General features: G+C 40.3%; 14 protein-coding genes, 2 tRNA genes and 1 rRNA gene. 14 read left to right on the top strand and 3 right to left on the bottom strand.

Annotated elements, in window-relative coordinates; genetic code table 11:
- The first annotated feature begins 272 nt into the window (after nt 1-272).
- From rrf to tsaD, 7 genes are all read left to right on the top strand, one after another.
- Nucleotides 273-389 (top strand): 5S ribosomal RNA (gene rrf, locus HP456_RS10715).
- Between the two features lie 65 nt (nt 390-454).
- A tRNA-Met gene (locus HP456_RS10710) sits at nt 455-528 on the top strand.
- 7 nt (nt 529-535) lie between these two features.
- Nucleotides 536-612 (top strand) — tRNA-Asp (locus tag HP456_RS10705).
- 305 nt (nt 613-917) lie between these two features.
- Nucleotides 918-1,373: a tRNA (adenosine(37)-N6)-threonylcarbamoyltransferase complex ATPase subunit type 1 TsaE gene (gene tsaE / locus HP456_RS10700; protein ID WP_172250837.1), complete on the top strand. Its 456-nt coding sequence runs from the start codon at nt 918-920 to the stop codon at nt 1,371-1,373.
- Nucleotides 1,370-2,065, top strand: coding sequence for a tRNA (adenosine(37)-N6)-threonylcarbamoyltransferase complex dimerization subunit type 1 TsaB (gene tsaB, locus HP456_RS10695; RefSeq protein ID WP_172250835.1), 696 nt, complete (start codon nt 1,370-1,372; stop codon nt 2,063-2,065). The genes tsaE and tsaB overlap by 4 nt, the downstream gene beginning before the upstream one ends.
- Nucleotides 2,066-2,090: 25 nt before the next feature.
- Nucleotides 2,091-2,528: a ribosomal protein S18-alanine N-acetyltransferase gene (gene rimI, locus HP456_RS10690; RefSeq protein ID WP_172250833.1), complete on the top strand. Its 438-nt coding sequence runs from the start codon at nt 2,091-2,093 to the stop codon at nt 2,526-2,528.
- Nucleotides 2,525-3,541 carry a tRNA (adenosine(37)-N6)-threonylcarbamoyltransferase complex transferase subunit TsaD gene (gene tsaD, locus HP456_RS10685; protein WP_172250831.1) on the top strand — a complete coding sequence of 339 codons (1,017 nt, stop codon included), beginning with the start codon at nt 2,525-2,527 and terminating at the stop codon, nt 3,539-3,541. Before rimI ends, tsaD begins: the two co-directional genes overlap by 4 nt.
- Nucleotides 3,542-3,887: 346 nt before the next feature.
- Here the strand turns inward: tsaD and HP456_RS10680 are convergent, their stop codons facing one another.
- Nucleotides 3,888-5,834, bottom strand: coding sequence for an ABC-F family ATP-binding cassette domain-containing protein (locus tag HP456_RS10680; protein ID WP_172250829.1), 1,947 nt, complete (start codon nt 5,832-5,834; stop codon nt 3,888-3,890).
- A 220-nt stretch (nt 5,835-6,054) separates the two neighbouring features.
- Between HP456_RS10680 and HP456_RS10675 the strand changes: the two genes are divergently transcribed.
- From HP456_RS10675 to tatC, 3 genes are read left to right on the top strand one after another with little or no spacing between them, the layout of a single operon-like run.
- The gene (locus HP456_RS10675) at nt 6,055-6,732 is read left to right on the top strand and encodes a redox-sensing transcriptional repressor Rex (protein ID WP_172250827.1); all 678 of its coding nucleotides are present in this window, start codon (nt 6,055-6,057) and stop codon (nt 6,730-6,732) included.
- A 54-nt stretch (nt 6,733-6,786) separates the two neighbouring features.
- Entirely contained in the window at nt 6,787-6,954 is a 168-nt protein-coding gene (locus HP456_RS10670) for a twin-arginine translocase TatA/TatE family subunit (protein WP_032085426.1), read from the top strand.
- 9 nt (nt 6,955-6,963) lie between these two features.
- Entirely contained in the window at nt 6,964-7,749 is a 786-nt protein-coding gene (tatC, locus tag HP456_RS10665) for a twin-arginine translocase subunit TatC (protein WP_376766207.1), read from the top strand.
- Between the two features lie 18 nt (nt 7,750-7,767).
- Here tatC and HP456_RS10660 read toward each other — a convergent pair whose 3' ends face one another.
- Nucleotides 7,768-7,974 (bottom strand): YdiK family protein, encoded by a 207-nt coding sequence (locus tag HP456_RS10660; protein WP_172250823.1) that lies wholly within the window; start codon nt 7,972-7,974, stop codon nt 7,768-7,770.
- On the bottom strand, nt 7,974-8,714 hold the full coding sequence (locus HP456_RS10655) for a CPBP family intramembrane glutamic endopeptidase (RefSeq protein ID WP_172250821.1): 741 nt from the start codon (nt 8,712-8,714) through the stop codon (nt 7,974-7,976). The genes HP456_RS10660 and HP456_RS10655 overlap by 1 nt, the downstream gene beginning before the upstream one ends.
- 284 nt (nt 8,715-8,998) lie before the next feature.
- Between HP456_RS10655 and groES the strand changes: the two genes are divergently transcribed.
- From groES to HP456_RS10635, 4 genes are all read left to right on the top strand, one after another.
- A complete protein-coding gene (gene groES / locus HP456_RS10650) occupies nt 8,999-9,286 on the top strand; it encodes a co-chaperone GroES (RefSeq protein ID WP_172250819.1) in 288 nt (95 codons plus the stop codon).
- Between the two features lie 54 nt (nt 9,287-9,340).
- Nucleotides 9,341-10,972 carry a chaperonin GroEL gene (groL, locus tag HP456_RS10645; RefSeq protein ID WP_172250817.1) on the top strand — a complete coding sequence of 544 codons (1,632 nt, stop codon included), beginning with the start codon at nt 9,341-9,343 and terminating at the stop codon, nt 10,970-10,972.
- Between the two features lie 554 nt (nt 10,973-11,526).
- Nucleotides 11,527-12,156, top strand: a complete 630-nt coding sequence (locus HP456_RS10640) for a hypothetical protein (protein ID WP_172250815.1) — start codon at nt 11,527-11,529, stop codon at nt 12,154-12,156.
- Between the two features lie 100 nt (nt 12,157-12,256).
- The gene (locus HP456_RS10635; protein WP_172250813.1) at nt 12,257-14,236 is read left to right on the top strand and encodes a protein NO VEIN domain-containing protein; all 1,980 of its coding nucleotides are present in this window, start codon (nt 12,257-12,259) and stop codon (nt 14,234-14,236) included.
- Nucleotides 14,237-15,090: the final 854 nt, after the last annotated feature.

Below are 15,090 nucleotides of genomic sequence, written 5' to 3'. Positions count from 1 at the left end.
AGATAGGTCAGAGGTGGAAGCATGGCGACATGTGGAGCTGACTGATACTAATCGATCGAGGACTTAACCAAACGAAAAAGCGGAGGCGGCTCGTTCAGAGACGACAAGCATTTTCGGGGCAAGCAGAGGAGGGTGTACTTCCCTCAGCTGATTGATCCGGAAATGACCTCGAGTCTCTAGCCGCCGGAGCTGGATTAATACGATACCGGTAACATACTTGACATCAATTCTTTATCTAGTTTTGAAGGAACAACCCTTCAATTAAATATTCGTCTGGTGACTATGGCGAAGAGGTCACACCCGTTCCCATGCCGAACACGGAAGTTAAGCTCTTCAGCGCCGATGGTAGTTGGGGGCTCTCCCCCTGTGAGAGTAGGACGTCGCCAGGCGGATATAAGATTTTTTGCAACATTTGTATTCGATAGCATATAATATAAGTAGTCACTTTTATCGTCGCGGGGTGGAGCAGTTCGGTAGCTCGTCGGGCTCATAACCCGAAGGTCGCAGGTTCAAATCCTGTCCCCGCAATACCATTGGTCTGGTAGTTCAGTTGGTTAGAATGCCTGCCTGTCACGCAGGAGGTCGCGGGTTCGAGTCCCGTCCAGACCGCCATTACTTTACACGTAAACGAAACTTTGGTTTCGTTTTTTTATTTGCCTAAATGTTTTTGAAGTTGATGATAAAAGCAGGGTAGTTGAAAACTAAGTATATTCGGGTTAAACGGAGTATTTCATACTTCACTCATCAAGAATTTCAACTCCTGTGTCCCTTATGTGTATTCTTTTACTAACTTCCTTCATGATATTGCAGCACCTGCCTTTACTCAAATACCCCAAAAAGGGTAAACTACATATATATTGTCCCTTAGGTGCCATCCTAAGGGTTTTTTATACTCTACTTAAGTTGAGGAGATAAATATGGATCAGTTTGAAATCATGACGAATACTCCTGAAGAGACGGGTGAGTTTGCTGAGAGATTGGCACGTTACCTGGAGGCAGGGGATGTGATAACATTGGAAGGTGACTTGGGTGCCGGGAAGACGACATTTACGAAGGGACTCGCTAAGGGTCTTGGAGTGAAGAAGACTGTGAACAGTCCGACGTTTACAATAATTAAAGAATATAAGGGACGAATGCCTTTTTATCATATGGATGTATATCGTTTGGATGATTCCTTTGAAGACTTGGGATTTGATGAGTATTTTGAAGGTGAGGGAGTGACCGTTGTCGAGTGGGCGCACTTAATAGAGGATCAGCTTCCGCAGGAATTACTGAGTCTGTCGATACACAGGGAAGGCGATACAACGCGGAAGATTGTATTAAAGCCTTACGGGGAAAGGTATAATGAGTTATGTAAGGAGATTATTTCATGAAAATATTGTCGATTGATACTTCCAATTATCCGCTGGGGGTCGCGTTAATAGATGAGGGAAAAGTGATAGGCGAACATATAACTTTTTTTAAGAAGAATCATTCTGTTAGGGCTATGCCCGCAGTTGAGCAGCTTCTGAAAGAATGTGAGACTGAGCCCAAAGAGCTCACGAAGATAGTCGTGGCGAATGGACCAGGTTCTTATACAGGGGTGCGTATCGGTGTTACACTTGCGAAGACGCTCGCATGGTCTTTAGATATTCCTCTGATCCCGGTATCCAGCCTGGCGGCACTTGCTGCCTCAGGGAGGAATTTCACGGGTCATATCGCTCCGATATTTGATGCCAGAAGGGGACAGGTGTATACAGGACTGTACAAGTTTGAAGGCGACAATATCACTCAAGTTGTGGAGGATCAAAACATTCTGCTCAGTGAATGGGTACATCAGCTGAAAGAATTTGACGGGGAAATCTTGTTTATCGGGAATGATGTAAACATTCATCAGGAGATAATTAAAGATGTCCTGAAAGATAAGGCTAAATTGGCCCCGTTTGTGAGTAATAATCCCAGGCCGTCGGAGCTTGCCTATATTGGTGCATCCTTAAAGGATCAAACGGCTCATGAAGTCGTTCCTAATTATATTCGCTTGGCGGAGGCTGAAGTGAAGTGGTTGGAGTCTCAAAAAAACTCTTAAATGAGAAAAAGGATCGTTAAGAAAAATGAATATTCGGTTTATGACGATTGATGATTTAGATGCTGTGATGGAGATTGAACATAGTTCATTCAGCATCCCATGGAGTCGAGAAGCTTTTTACAACGAAATTGAACAGAATCATTTGTCCACGTACCTTGTTGCAGAAGACGGGGAACGTATAGCCGGTTATTGCGGTGTCTGGCTTGTTGTGGACGAAGCGCACATCACCAACGTTGCGGTGCTGCCCGAATACAGGGGACAGGGACTTGGTGAAGACCTTATGATGAGGATCATGGAAATTTCTAAAGAAGTCGGGGCGCGTGTGATGACTCTTGAAGTCAGGGTGAGCAATGTAGCAGCGAAAGGGTTATATAGAAAGATGGGTTTTCAGGACGGTGGAATCCGGAAGCGGTATTATTCGGATAATCAAGAAGATGCTTTAGTAATGTGGGTGAATTTATGACAAAAGATACGTATGTGTTAGGAATAGAGACAAGCTGTGATGAAACAGCTGTCGCCATCATAAAAAATGGGAAAAAAATTGTGACGAATATCGTTTCTTCCCAGATCGAAAGCCACAAACGTTTTGGCGGGGTAGTGCCGGAAATTGCTTCCCGTCATCATGTGGAACAAGTGACATTCGTTTTGGAAGAGGCGCTGAAGCAGGCAGAAATGACAATGGAAGAGATCGATTGCATCGCCGTTACGGAAGGACCCGGTTTGGTCGGCGCGCTTTTGATCGGTGTCAATGCTGCCAAGGCCCTTGCATTCGCTCATAATAAGCCACTGGTCGGCGTTCATCATATAGCCGGACATATCTATGCAAACCGGTTAGTAAACGAAATGAAGTTTCCTCTGCTTTCATTGGTGGTTTCGGGGGGACACACGGAGATTGTGCTGATGAAAGAGCATGGCTCATTTGAAGTAATCGGTGAAACGAGAGATGATGCTGCGGGAGAAGCGTATGACAAAGTAGCCAGGACGTTGAATCTTCCTTATCCGGGCGGTCCTCATATTGACCGGCTGGCACATGAAGGGGAACCGACTCTGGACCTCCCAAGGGCATGGCTGGAAGAAGGCTCATATGATTTCAGTTTCAGCGGTTTGAAATCAGCAGTTATCAACACGTTACACAATGCCAAACAGAAGGGCAAGACCATTTATCCACAAGACCTTGCCGCAAGCTTTCAGGCAAGTGTAATTGATGTGCTGGTAACCAAAACGGTAAAAGCGGTTAAGGAGTATAATGTTGAACAATTATTGTTGGCAGGCGGAGTAGCTGCCAATAAAGGGCTGCGTGCAGCATTGGAAAAGACGTTTAAGGAACTGGATACAGAACTGGTCATCCCTCCATTGTCCTTATGCACAGATAATGCTGCGATGATTGCAGCAGCAGGGACGATTTTATTTGAACAGGGTAAAAGAGGGAACATGGCAATGAACGCCAATCCCGGACTGGATATAGAGAATTTCTAATAAAAGGTCTGTTAAAGTTTATTCTGGTTATTAACAGCGTAATTTTACAGATTCAAAATAAAAGCTTCGAAAAGGTAAAATTTGAACCTTTTCGAAGCTTTTTTAATAGCAGAACATACGTTTTATCAACAGATTGTGGATAAGTTGTTAATAACTTAATGATGGATGTGAACACCTTGTGAAAAACATATGGGTAAAAGAGAGGATAAATGTGTATAACCCTTGATCTTCTTGTGGATAATGTGGAAAACTTCTGTGAATAACGATTAAACAATATCCGATATGTGGATAATGATGTGGATTAAAAAGAGGTTCGAGTAACAGCAATGTTACTCAAACCTGTGGATTACTGTTCTTCCTGAAGAAGCTCTTCCAGTTCCGTCCATTCTTCTAACAATTCATCAAGTTCTTCTTTGGACGCGTTCAGTTTGTTATTGATTTCCTGGACTTTTTCGTGGTCCTGAAAGATGTCAGGGTCGCAAAGCAGTTCTTCCTGTTCTTCGATGATCCCTTCCAGAATCTCCATGTGAGCTTCGATATCCTTTACTCTTCTTTTTCGCTGCCGTTCAAGTTTTTTTGCTTCTTTATCGATTTTATGGCTTTGTTTCTGATGGGTGGATGAGCTGGATGCCGGCTGTCCTTTTTCTGCCTGCTCCAGTGCAGCCAATTCTTCCTGTTCCCGCAGCTTTTCCATATAATAATTATAATCTCCAAGGTATTCTGTCGAACCGTTTTTAGAGAGTTCCAGCACCTTGGTCGCAATTCTATTGATGAAATAACGGTCGTGAGATACAAACAGAATGGTTCCGGGATAATCGATGAGCGCATTTTCCAGCACTTCCTTACTGTCCAGATCCAAATGGTTCGTCGGCTCATCAAGGATGAGGACGTTCCCTTTTTCCATCATCATCTTTGAAAGGGCAAGGCGCGCTTTTTCTCCACCGCTCAGTGTAGAGACTGGTTTCAAGACATCTTCCCCTGAAAACAGGAAATTTCCGAGTACGGTCCTGATTTCTTTCTCGTTACTCATAGGGTATTCATCCCACAGTTCATTGAGGACGGTTTTGTTTGATGAAAGTTCTGCCTGTTCCTGGTCGTAGTAGCTGATAGAAACGTTCGAGCCGAATTTATAATCTCCTGAGAGGGGACCGAGCTTATTCACCAGCGTCTTGAGCAGAGTCGATTTTCCGATTCCATTTGGACCGACTAGTGCAATGCTGTCGCCTTTTTTTACGGAGAAATCGATGTGGCATGAGATTTCTTCATCCTTCTCGTACCCAATCGAAAGATCATTTACTTTCAGCACATCATTCCCGCTTTGACGGTCGATCCTGAATGAGAAGGTGGCTGACTTCTCATCACCGAGCGGCCTGTCCATCAAATCCATGCGTTCGAGCTTTTTGCGGCGGCTCTGGGCCATCTTCGTTGTCGATGCACGGGCGATGTTCCGCTGAATGAAGTCTTCAAGTTTGGCCACTTCCTGCTGCTGGCGTTCGAAAAGCTTCAGATCTTTTTCATAGTCTTCGGCTTTTTGCTGTAAATATTTGCTGTAGTTGCCAAGGAACTTTTTGCTTCGTTTCCTTGAGATTTCATATACCTGGTTGACGACATTATCCAAGAAGTAACGGTCATGGGAAACGATCAGAACGGCTCCTTCATAGCTTTGTAAATACGTTTCGAGCCAGGATAGTGTGGCGATATCCAGGTGGTTGGTAGGTTCATCGAGAATGAGAATATCAGGTTTCGTCAATAACAGTTTCCCCAGTGCAAGACGGGTCTTCTGTCCTCCGCTCAATGTGGAGATTTTCGTTTCATAGTCGAAATCTGCGAAGTTCAGTCCATGCAGGACAGAACGGATATCTGCTTCGTACTGATAACCGCCCGACTCTTTGAAGCTTACCTGAAGCTCATCGTATTCCTTTAACACACGCTGATAGAGTTCTTCATTTTCGTAGACTGCAGGATCGGCCATCTGTTTTTCCAATGCCCGCAGCTGTTTTTCCTGGGCTATCAGGTCTTCGAAAACGGTCAGCATTTCTGCCTGGATCGAAAGGCCTGATTCAAGGCCGGTATTTTGGGCAAGGTACCCGATTGTTATACCTTTGGGTTTCGTTATTTCGCCGGCATCATAAGATAAGTGGCCGGCAATTATTTTTAATAGAGTCGATTTTCCTGCGCCATTACGGCCCACGAGCGCTACCCGATCTCTGGTCTGTATTTCAAGTTTGATATTCGAAAGGATGGTTTCTGCACCAAAGTTTTTGATTAGTTGATTCACTTGTAGTAGAATCATTACGTTTCACCTCTATTTCATAGTGCTAGTGTACCGTATTTGAGAGGAGAACGGCAATCATACATATCGATGAATGACTGTTAATCTTCATACATATAGGATAGAATATAGTGTATGATGGGTAGGAGAGCCTGAATAAATTGTTTATCTGTTAGTTTTGAAAGCGTTAACAGACGGTTCAAAGGTAACAGGGCTTTGAATAGATGTGGGGGAATGCAATATGAACCAGGATACAACGAAAATTCCACAGGCAACAGCTAAGCGGCTGCCGCTTTATTACCGTTTCATCAAAAATTTATACTCATCCGGCAAGCAGAGGGTTTCATCGAAGGAGTTAAGTGAAGCGGTGAAGGTGGATTCTGCCACCATCCGGCGGGACTTTTCCTATTTCGGGGCGTTAGGGAAAAAAGGATATGGATATAATGTTAACTATCTGCTCTCTTTTTTCAGAAAGACGCTCGATCAAGATGCACTGACCAAGGTTGTATTGATCGGAGTCGGGAATTTAGGGACGGCTTTTCTTAACTATAATTTCATCAAAAATAATAATACTAAGATAGAAATGGCCTTTGAGGTCGATGAATCAAAAGTGGGAAACCAGGTGGGAGAGGTACCGGTATTTCACTTAGATGATCTGGAAGAAAAATTGGAGAATCAGAATATTGAAGTGGCGATCCTGACTGTGCCGGCATCTTCTGCTCAGAATATCACAGACAGATTGGTCTCTTCAAAAATCAAGGGTATCCTCAACTTTACGCCGGCAAGGCTGACGGTACCGGATCATATCCGCGTTCATCATATCGATTTGGCAGTGGAGCTGCAGTCATTGGTTTACTTTTTGAAGCATTATTCTGAGGATGACACGGAAATGTCACAAGATGGAATCATATCGGAATAGCCATTTCACATGATTTGCGATATGATAGAGATGTAAAAGAGGAGGTGTCTCATTATGCCAGGTCCAGGTAGCCTCGTATTAATCGCTATTGTCGCTTTACTGATTTTTGGTCCTAAGAAATTACCGGAATTAGGGAAAGCATTCGGAAATACTTTACGTGAATTTAAAAATGCAACAAAAGGCTTAGCAGATGATGACGATAAATCAAAAGATGCTAAGTAATAGAGTAGGATGAACGCCATGAGTCAAAGTCAGAAAGACATGACATTGTATGAGCATATAGGAGAATTACAAAAACGACTCATGATTGTAGTCGTTTTCTTCTTGTTAGCGGTCATAGCGGGTTTTTTCCTCGCTGGTCCGCTGATCACTTATTTACAGCATGCCGATGAAGCAAAGGACATGACCATGAATGCATTCAGGGTGACGGATCCCCTGAAGATTTACATGGAGATGATCATCTTCGTCTCTGTAATCATTACTTCGCCGGTCATCCTTTATCAGGTATGGTCGTTTGTATCACCTGGTCTTTATGAAAGAGAGAGAAAGGTCACACTCAGCTACATACCTGTATCCGTCCTCCTATTCCTTGGAGGTTTGTCCTTCTCATACTTCATCCTGTTTCCATATGTCGTGAAGTTCATGATGGGACTGTCGGAAAATCTTGAAATCCAGCAGGTCATCGGTATCAATGAGTACTTTCATTTCTTATTTCAAATAACAATCCCATTCGGGTTTTTGTTCCAGCTCCCAGTGGCGATGTTGTTTCTTACACGTCTGGGGATCGTCACTCCAATGGTGATGGCAAAAGCAAGGAAAATTTCCTACTTTGTCCTCTTCATCATTGCCGCGTTCATCACTCCACCGGATATCATATCCCATTTGATGGTGACAGTGCCGTTATTCATCCTATATGAGATCAGTCTTTGGATTTCAAAGATTGGATATAAAAAGGTGATTGAAGCGGAACAGAAGCTTGAATTGGAACAATATGAAGAAGATAAAAATAAGGATTGATCCCAAGGGGACCAATCCTTATTTTTTATTATTAAGCTGTTTCCTGATTTTAAAGTGAATCATAATCATTCTGAGGCCAGACCCGAAGTCAAGGGTAGCCAGAAAGACAAGTATATAAGTGAAAAATCCCCAACCATCATCTCTTACATTCTGAATTGCAAAGTATGTGAAAAGTATTCCCAGCAGGAGATAGATCACACCTGAGACAAGCGGTGATCTTCTCATTAAAATAATCCTCCAATAAATCCTTGTATTTGTTCAGCTTCATTCATGATCTTCTGAATATCGTCCTTATAGATAGATTGTATTAGAACGACAGAAGTATTCATTGCTACATGAGCAAAAATTGGCACGAGTATTCTCTTCGTTCTTACATATAAGAAAGCGAAGGTAAAGCCCATCGCTGAATACAGGATGACGTGTTCCGGTTCAAAGTGGGCAAGGGCGAATATGATGGAACTGACAAGAGCTGCAAAGAAGAAATTCAGTTTCTCATAAAGCACACCGAAGATAATCTTCCTGAATACGATTTCTTCAAGGATCGGACCGATTACAGCCGCTACAAGCATCGTCAAAGGAACTTTTTCGATGATACCAATAATCGTCTGCGTGTTTTCAGATCCCATTTCAATCCCAAGTGCAAATTCAATCTGAATCGCGATTGATTGCGCAAAGAATGCGATGAAAATCCCTGCGACCGCCCAGCCGATCGAGCCTCCTGCATTGAGCGGGGCACTCCTCTCAAGTTTCGTGCTCGTTTCGCTTTTTCTAAGAATAGCCCACACGACAACCAGCGTAAGCGTAAAGCTGATCACCAGCCAATAACCGGGGACAAGCGCCCTTACCTGTTTATCAGGCTCCCCAAGCACGTCCACACCGATCTTATATAAAAGAGGAATCCCGACGATACTTGAAAGCTGCATCACAATATATGCAATCAATATATATCCAAAATGTTTTTTCAACGTTACGTCTCCTTTAATCATCATCTTGTTCAATTCTACTAATAATCGCCCAACTCTTCAAATCGTAGCGCTTTGGGTGAGGGAACTGAAGAAAACCGGAATACAAAGACAAACCCGGACATAGGATAGAGAGGTGTGAAAAAAGGAGGAAAATGACGAAAAAAATTTTAAGCAGGACTCTTGCAAAATGAAACCGAATTAATTAATATAATAGTTGTGTTAGCACTCGCGACAAACGAGTGCTAATAAAAAATACTTACATATTTTCAAGGAGGTTGTTTCACTTGTTAAAACCACTAGGTGATCGCGTCGTTATCGAGCTAGTTGAGTCAGAAGAAAAAACAGCAAGCGGTATTGTACTCCCGGATTCCGCAAAGGAAAAGCCGCAGGAAGGTAAGATTGTTGCTGTAGGTACAGGTCGCGTTCTTGACAGCGGTGAGCGCGTTGCTCTTGAGGTGTCTGTCGGCGATCGAATCATCTTCTCTAAATATGCAGGTACAGAAGTGAAATACCAAGGTACAGAATATCTGATCCTTCGTGACAGCGACATTCTGGCTGTTGTAGGCGAATAATTAACCAATCGAATATAAAACATTACTTTAAACAATAAGAGGAGGACTTTGAATATGGCTAAGGATATTAAATTTAGCGAAGAAGCACGCCGTTCCATGCTTCGCGGGGTAGATCAATTAGCAAACGCAGTTAAAGTAACTCTTGGACCAAAAGGACGTAATGTGGTACTTGAGAAGAAATACGGTTCACCCCTTATCACAAATGATGGTGTGACAATTGCGAAAGAAATCGAACTCGAAGATGCATTCGAAAACATGGGTGCAAAGCTTGTAGCTGAAGTAGCAAGCAAAACAAATGAAATTGCCGGTGACGGTACAACAACTGCAACGGTTCTTGCACAGGCAATGATCCGTGAAGGTCTTAAAAACGTAACAGCCGGGGCTAACCCTGTAGGCGTTCGTAAAGGGATCGAAAAAGCGGTTCAAACGGCAGTAGAAGAATTAAAAGCCATCTCCAAGCCGATCGAAGGCAAAGATTCAATCGCACAGGTTGCTGCAATTTCAGCTGCTGACGAAGAAGTCGGTCAATTGATTGCAGAAGCAATGGAGCGCGTTGGAAACGACGGCGTCATCACAATCGAAGAATCCAAAGGGTTCACGACTGAACTTGATGTAGTGGAAGGTATGCAATTCGACCGCGGATATGCTTCTCCTTACATGGTGACAGACTCTGACAAGATGGAAGCAGTTCTTGAGAATCCATACATCTTGATCACTGATAAGAAAATCGGCAACATTCAGGAAGTACTTCCTGTACTTGAGCAAGTGGTACAACAAGGCAAACCATTGTTGATTGTTGCTGAAGATGTTGAAGGTGAAGCACTTGCAACATTAGTAGTAAACAAACTTCGCGGAACATTCAATGCAGTGGCTGTCAAAGCTCCTGGATTCGGTGACCGTCGTAAAGCAATGCTTGAAGACCTTGCCATCCTTACTGGCGGTGAAGTGATCACTGAAGATTTAGGTTTAGACCTTAAATCTGCAAACGTCACTCAACTAGGTCGCGCAGCGAAAGTTGTCGTAACAAAAGAAAACACAACAGTGGTAGAAGGCTCTGGGGATCCACAAAAAATTGCGGGACGCGTGAATCAAATCCGCGTTCAACACGAAGAGTCTACTTCTGAATTCGATAAAGAAAAATTACAAGAGCGTCTTGCTAAGCTTGCAGGCGGTGTAGCAGTCGTTAAAGTCGGTGCTGCAACTGAAACTGAGCTTAAAGAGCGTAAACTTCGCATCGAAGACGCATTGAACTCTACTCGCGCAGCGGTGGAAGAAGGAATTGTTTCCGGTGGTGGTACTGCACTTGTGAACGTCTACAACAAAGTCGCTTCAATCGAAGCAGACGCGGACGTAGCGACTGGTATCAACATCGTGCTTCGCGCACTTGAAGAGCCAATCCGCCAAATCGCCCACAACGCAGGACTTGAAGGTTCTATCATCGTAGAACGCCTGAAGAAAGAACAAGTGGGTGTAGGATTCAACGCAGCAACTGGCGAATGGGTTAACATGATCGAAAAAGGTATCGTAGACCCAACTAAAGTTACTCGTTCCGCACTTCAAAACGCAGCATCCGTTGCAGCAATGTTCCTGACTACTGAAGCAGTAGTAGCGGACATTCCTGAAGAAGGCGGCGCTCCTGCAATGCCTGACATGGGCGGCATGGGTGGAATGGGCGGCATGATGTGATAGTTGCTCAACCCCTTGATATATAAGGGTTTAAGTGTGATTTGCTAACTAAATGCTAACATAATAAATTTATAATAGAGGCTTCTCATTAGTTCGTTCAACTTTTGAGAAGTCTCTTTTAGTTGCGAATATTGGATTCTTATTAGAATTGCCCTTTTTGTTGAATATCTAGGAAATTTATCCATACTTTTATAAGATATATCGTATAATAGTTATATCTATATATTTGATTTTAGTCATCTTAAACTTAGTTTTTAGGGGGAGTACAATGCTAGATAAAGTTACATGGCTTATAAGATGTCGAAATTACAGATGAATTTGATCAAATAGATGACTGGTTTAAAACAAAGAACAAATTATTTCCGTCTGAAATAAAAAAAGCTTGGAAGAGTTATTACATGGGAGTACATTAGAAGAGAAGATTTAGATAGAGTGGGTTTAGAACGTTTGAAATACAATTACTTCTTTTTCATATTTACTGTATAATGTTTCTATCTAAATACCATATTTTTTGGAATTAATATTAAAACGGAATATAAGGAGTGGTGATAAGTATGACACGCAAAAGTAATACCGAAAGAGAAGCTATCTTAGTAGAAAGTTTTGATATATTGAAAGATAATATTGAAGAACATGCAAATAAACTTACTGAAATTATTGGTAAAATATCAGCAATTAATTTAGATTTAGCTGTAGAAATGTGGAAATATATACTTCAAAATACACATTCATTAATAAAAGAAGACGGATACAGATATACAGGTAGTGTTATTTACAATATTGAACAAAAACAAGGATATGAAAAGGTTGTAAATATACTTAAAGAAAATGATGATATTGTTGAAGTATGTTTTGGACTTTCTAATGATGTTTACCACTATATAATATCCGAAGCAATAAAATTTGGGGAATTTGAATTAGCTGATCGAATGCTAGAACTAATAAAAACAAACAAATATAAAGATAATAGCTTCGCAGACTGTCTAGAAGAAGTATGTGAGTCTTTTGTAAGTGATTTTGAGGATATTCACTCGTTTGACGAGGACTGGGATGATAGAGACGAACATGATAAAAAGGTGGAAATAGCTAGTCGTGGTAGTGCTATGCTTTTAAAGTGGGTTAAAACTATCAAAGATAAGGAACAAAAAGCTCGTCTTAATGTGACATTGATAGACTATGTATAATTTCCTTCAACAAACAATTCTAAAGCTAAGTGATGATTTTCTTTTAGAGGCGAAAAATTCACCACAACTGTTGGCTGATATGGCTGCTATGGAGTCATATATGACTGAGAGCTATGGCGAACGTGTTTTTATAGAAATGCTTCAAAATGCTGATGATGCTAATGCAACGTCATTTTACGTATTTGAATCAGCTGGCCACGTTTATATTGCAAATAATGGTAAGCCTTTTGATGATACAGATGTAATGAGTATTTGTAGGTCTGGAGCTAGTGAGAAAAAACGAGGAAAGACAATTGGATATAGGGGTGTTGGGTTTAAAAGTACAACATATCTTTCAACGAAAATCTATATACATTCAAATGATTGTACGTTTACCTTTTCAAAAAGTCTAGCCGCAGAACAATTAGGTGAAGTAGAAGAAAGTAAAGTGCCTACTATTAGAATCCCTTTTTTAGTGGAATCATTAGATTTTGAAATAGAAGAAAATTTAAATTATCTAAAACAAAAAGGATTTACAACTATATTTGTATTTTGTAATGCGAATTTCTCGACCTTAATACAGGAAGTGCAATCCGTAACAGCAGATTACTTTTTGTTTTTACGTCATATAAGCAATGTATCTATAGAAGTGAAGGGGAATCATATTAAAGGAAATGTAGTACGAAGTCATGAGCATATTGAGATTAAATTCAAGGGTAGAAAATCTATGTGGCAAATATTAAGCAACGATAAGACCCAAATTGCACTGGCTTTAAATGAAAAACAAGAAATTATTCCTTGTCGTAAGGAAGAAGCTGTTTTTCATTGTTATCTACCCACATATGAACAAAGTCCATATTTATTTAAGATAAATAGTGATTTTTCTACTGATCCAAGTAGAAAGCATATCACATTAGATAAACGGACAGAAGAAGCTCTTTTATCAAGTGTCAGTCTATTATTTGAAGCTATTAAAAAAGATATTATATCAAGTGATCCTCATTTATCTAATGTCCTTTCCATTATTCTGCAAAGAAATGCATTTTCAAAGATATCGCAGTTCTTTGAAAAACAATTTCAAGTATTGTTACAGACTAATTGGTTACAGATGAAAGATGGTCGTTCAATAGCTCCGAAAGATTATATAAAAAGGTCCAATTTTTTGGATGATGCTGAGTGGAATTGGATACGTCAACATACGCCATTAAATTATTCTTTGCCGAAAATACATCCGGAAGGATTGAATATTTTAGATAGTTTTATAAGGCAATATGCGAAAGAATCATACTCAATTAATGATTGGATTACTATGCTATCCGAAGGAGAGTTTGTAGTTAAATTACCAGACTTGATTTTAGTTAAGTTATACGCAAACTTAATTAAGCAAATCCGTAATAAAACTATAATCACACATGAAGAATTTAATATGAGCAGCTGTTACTTCAAAAAAAATAATGTGCTGATTCGCATATTTGACGCTTCTAAAGAAGAGTTATACATGCTGTTATTAGAAATCAAATTACAGTTAACTTCTAGTGAGATTGAATGGTTTATTAAAATTTATAACCTTGAAAATATAGAAGGTAAAGAATCAATTAATTCAAGTGTATCTTTATCTGGGTTTGGAAGAAGGAAAGCTACATTTAATTTTTCAGAAAATGAAAATGTACAATCAAACCGATATTCGGACCAGCTAAATGAAATGTCCCGAATTAAAAAATCTATTACACGTTGGCGAGCAGCAGAAAACCAATGTGTAGAGTTTGAAGAAATGCAAGGTAATAAAGCTAAAGATGTTAGTAAGCAAAACTTAGGCTATGATGTTGTTAGCGTAACACCAGATAATCAGGAACGATATATAGAGGTAAAATCTGTGAGAAGTCGTGGAGATAAAATTTCAATGACAAATAACGAATATACTGCTGCTCATATAAATGGTGACAATTATTTTCTTTGTATTATACATGAAGAGAGTAAAGATATACTATTTGAGTATATTCAAAATCCACTGAAGAAATTAAAACTAGAAAAAATAGTACGCCAGTGGGAGTGGATTTGTGAGGAATACGAGGGGCATACGTTCAGAGTTAGTAGTGATTAGCAAGTTGAACGTTAACACAAATAGCACTGAGGAAATATTGAATATGTAATTAATAGATTCAATAATATGCTAACATTTTGCTAACACAATCCCATAAAAAGCGGTAAATCCTCGTTAAAGATGTTACAGACAATAATATCCAAAACATTGATTTACTGCACTTTTTTCACTCAATGTTAACAGTATTACACTCTAGCAGCATACGGGCGGCATGATGTGATGACCGCTCAAACCCTTGATAGATAAGGGTCTATTAGTGGAATTCTAACATAGAGGTAAATTTAAAGTGGCTTCTCATAAGTTTGTTGCGAACTTGTGGGAGGCTCCTTTTTTCATTTTTCTCCCTTTACCTGGGGGATTTTTTCAATTTGGTAACAAGATGGCCAATAAGATCTAAAACATTCTTGACTATGTAAAAGGTGACAAAAAACTGGTTGGTTAAAGTCAGGAGTAAGTTGTTATTATTTGCATGTTGATGGAGTGATGGTAACAAGTTAGTTATTATATGAACAGAAACGGAACAATGCAAACAGGTTGAAAGGAAATCAGTGGAAAGTGCCCTCTATATAGATTTTCCAAAATACTCCTCGTTTAATGTTTTGGGTTTGCTGCTGGAAATTGTGATTATGGGTGTTGGAGGAGGTATGTCAGATGCTTCCAGTTATTTTAAAATTTTATCTTCACGTTTTATCCAGAGTCCTATTTTTAAGCTATCTACAAGGATGCAACAGATTTTTAGAAAATGGCAGTGATATAATACAGCTGTTTTATTTTAATTTTATTAATTATTGACATTTCTGAATATTATACTGTATAGTGTATAATGTATACATTAAACATATGTGAGGTTTTAT

This window comes from Bacillus haikouensis, from assembly GCF_013179555.1.
GTDB lineage: Bacteria > Bacillota > Bacilli > Bacillales > Bacillaceae_B > Rossellomorea > Rossellomorea haikouensis_A.
This window is presented reverse-complemented; position numbering and strand designations above follow the sequence as displayed.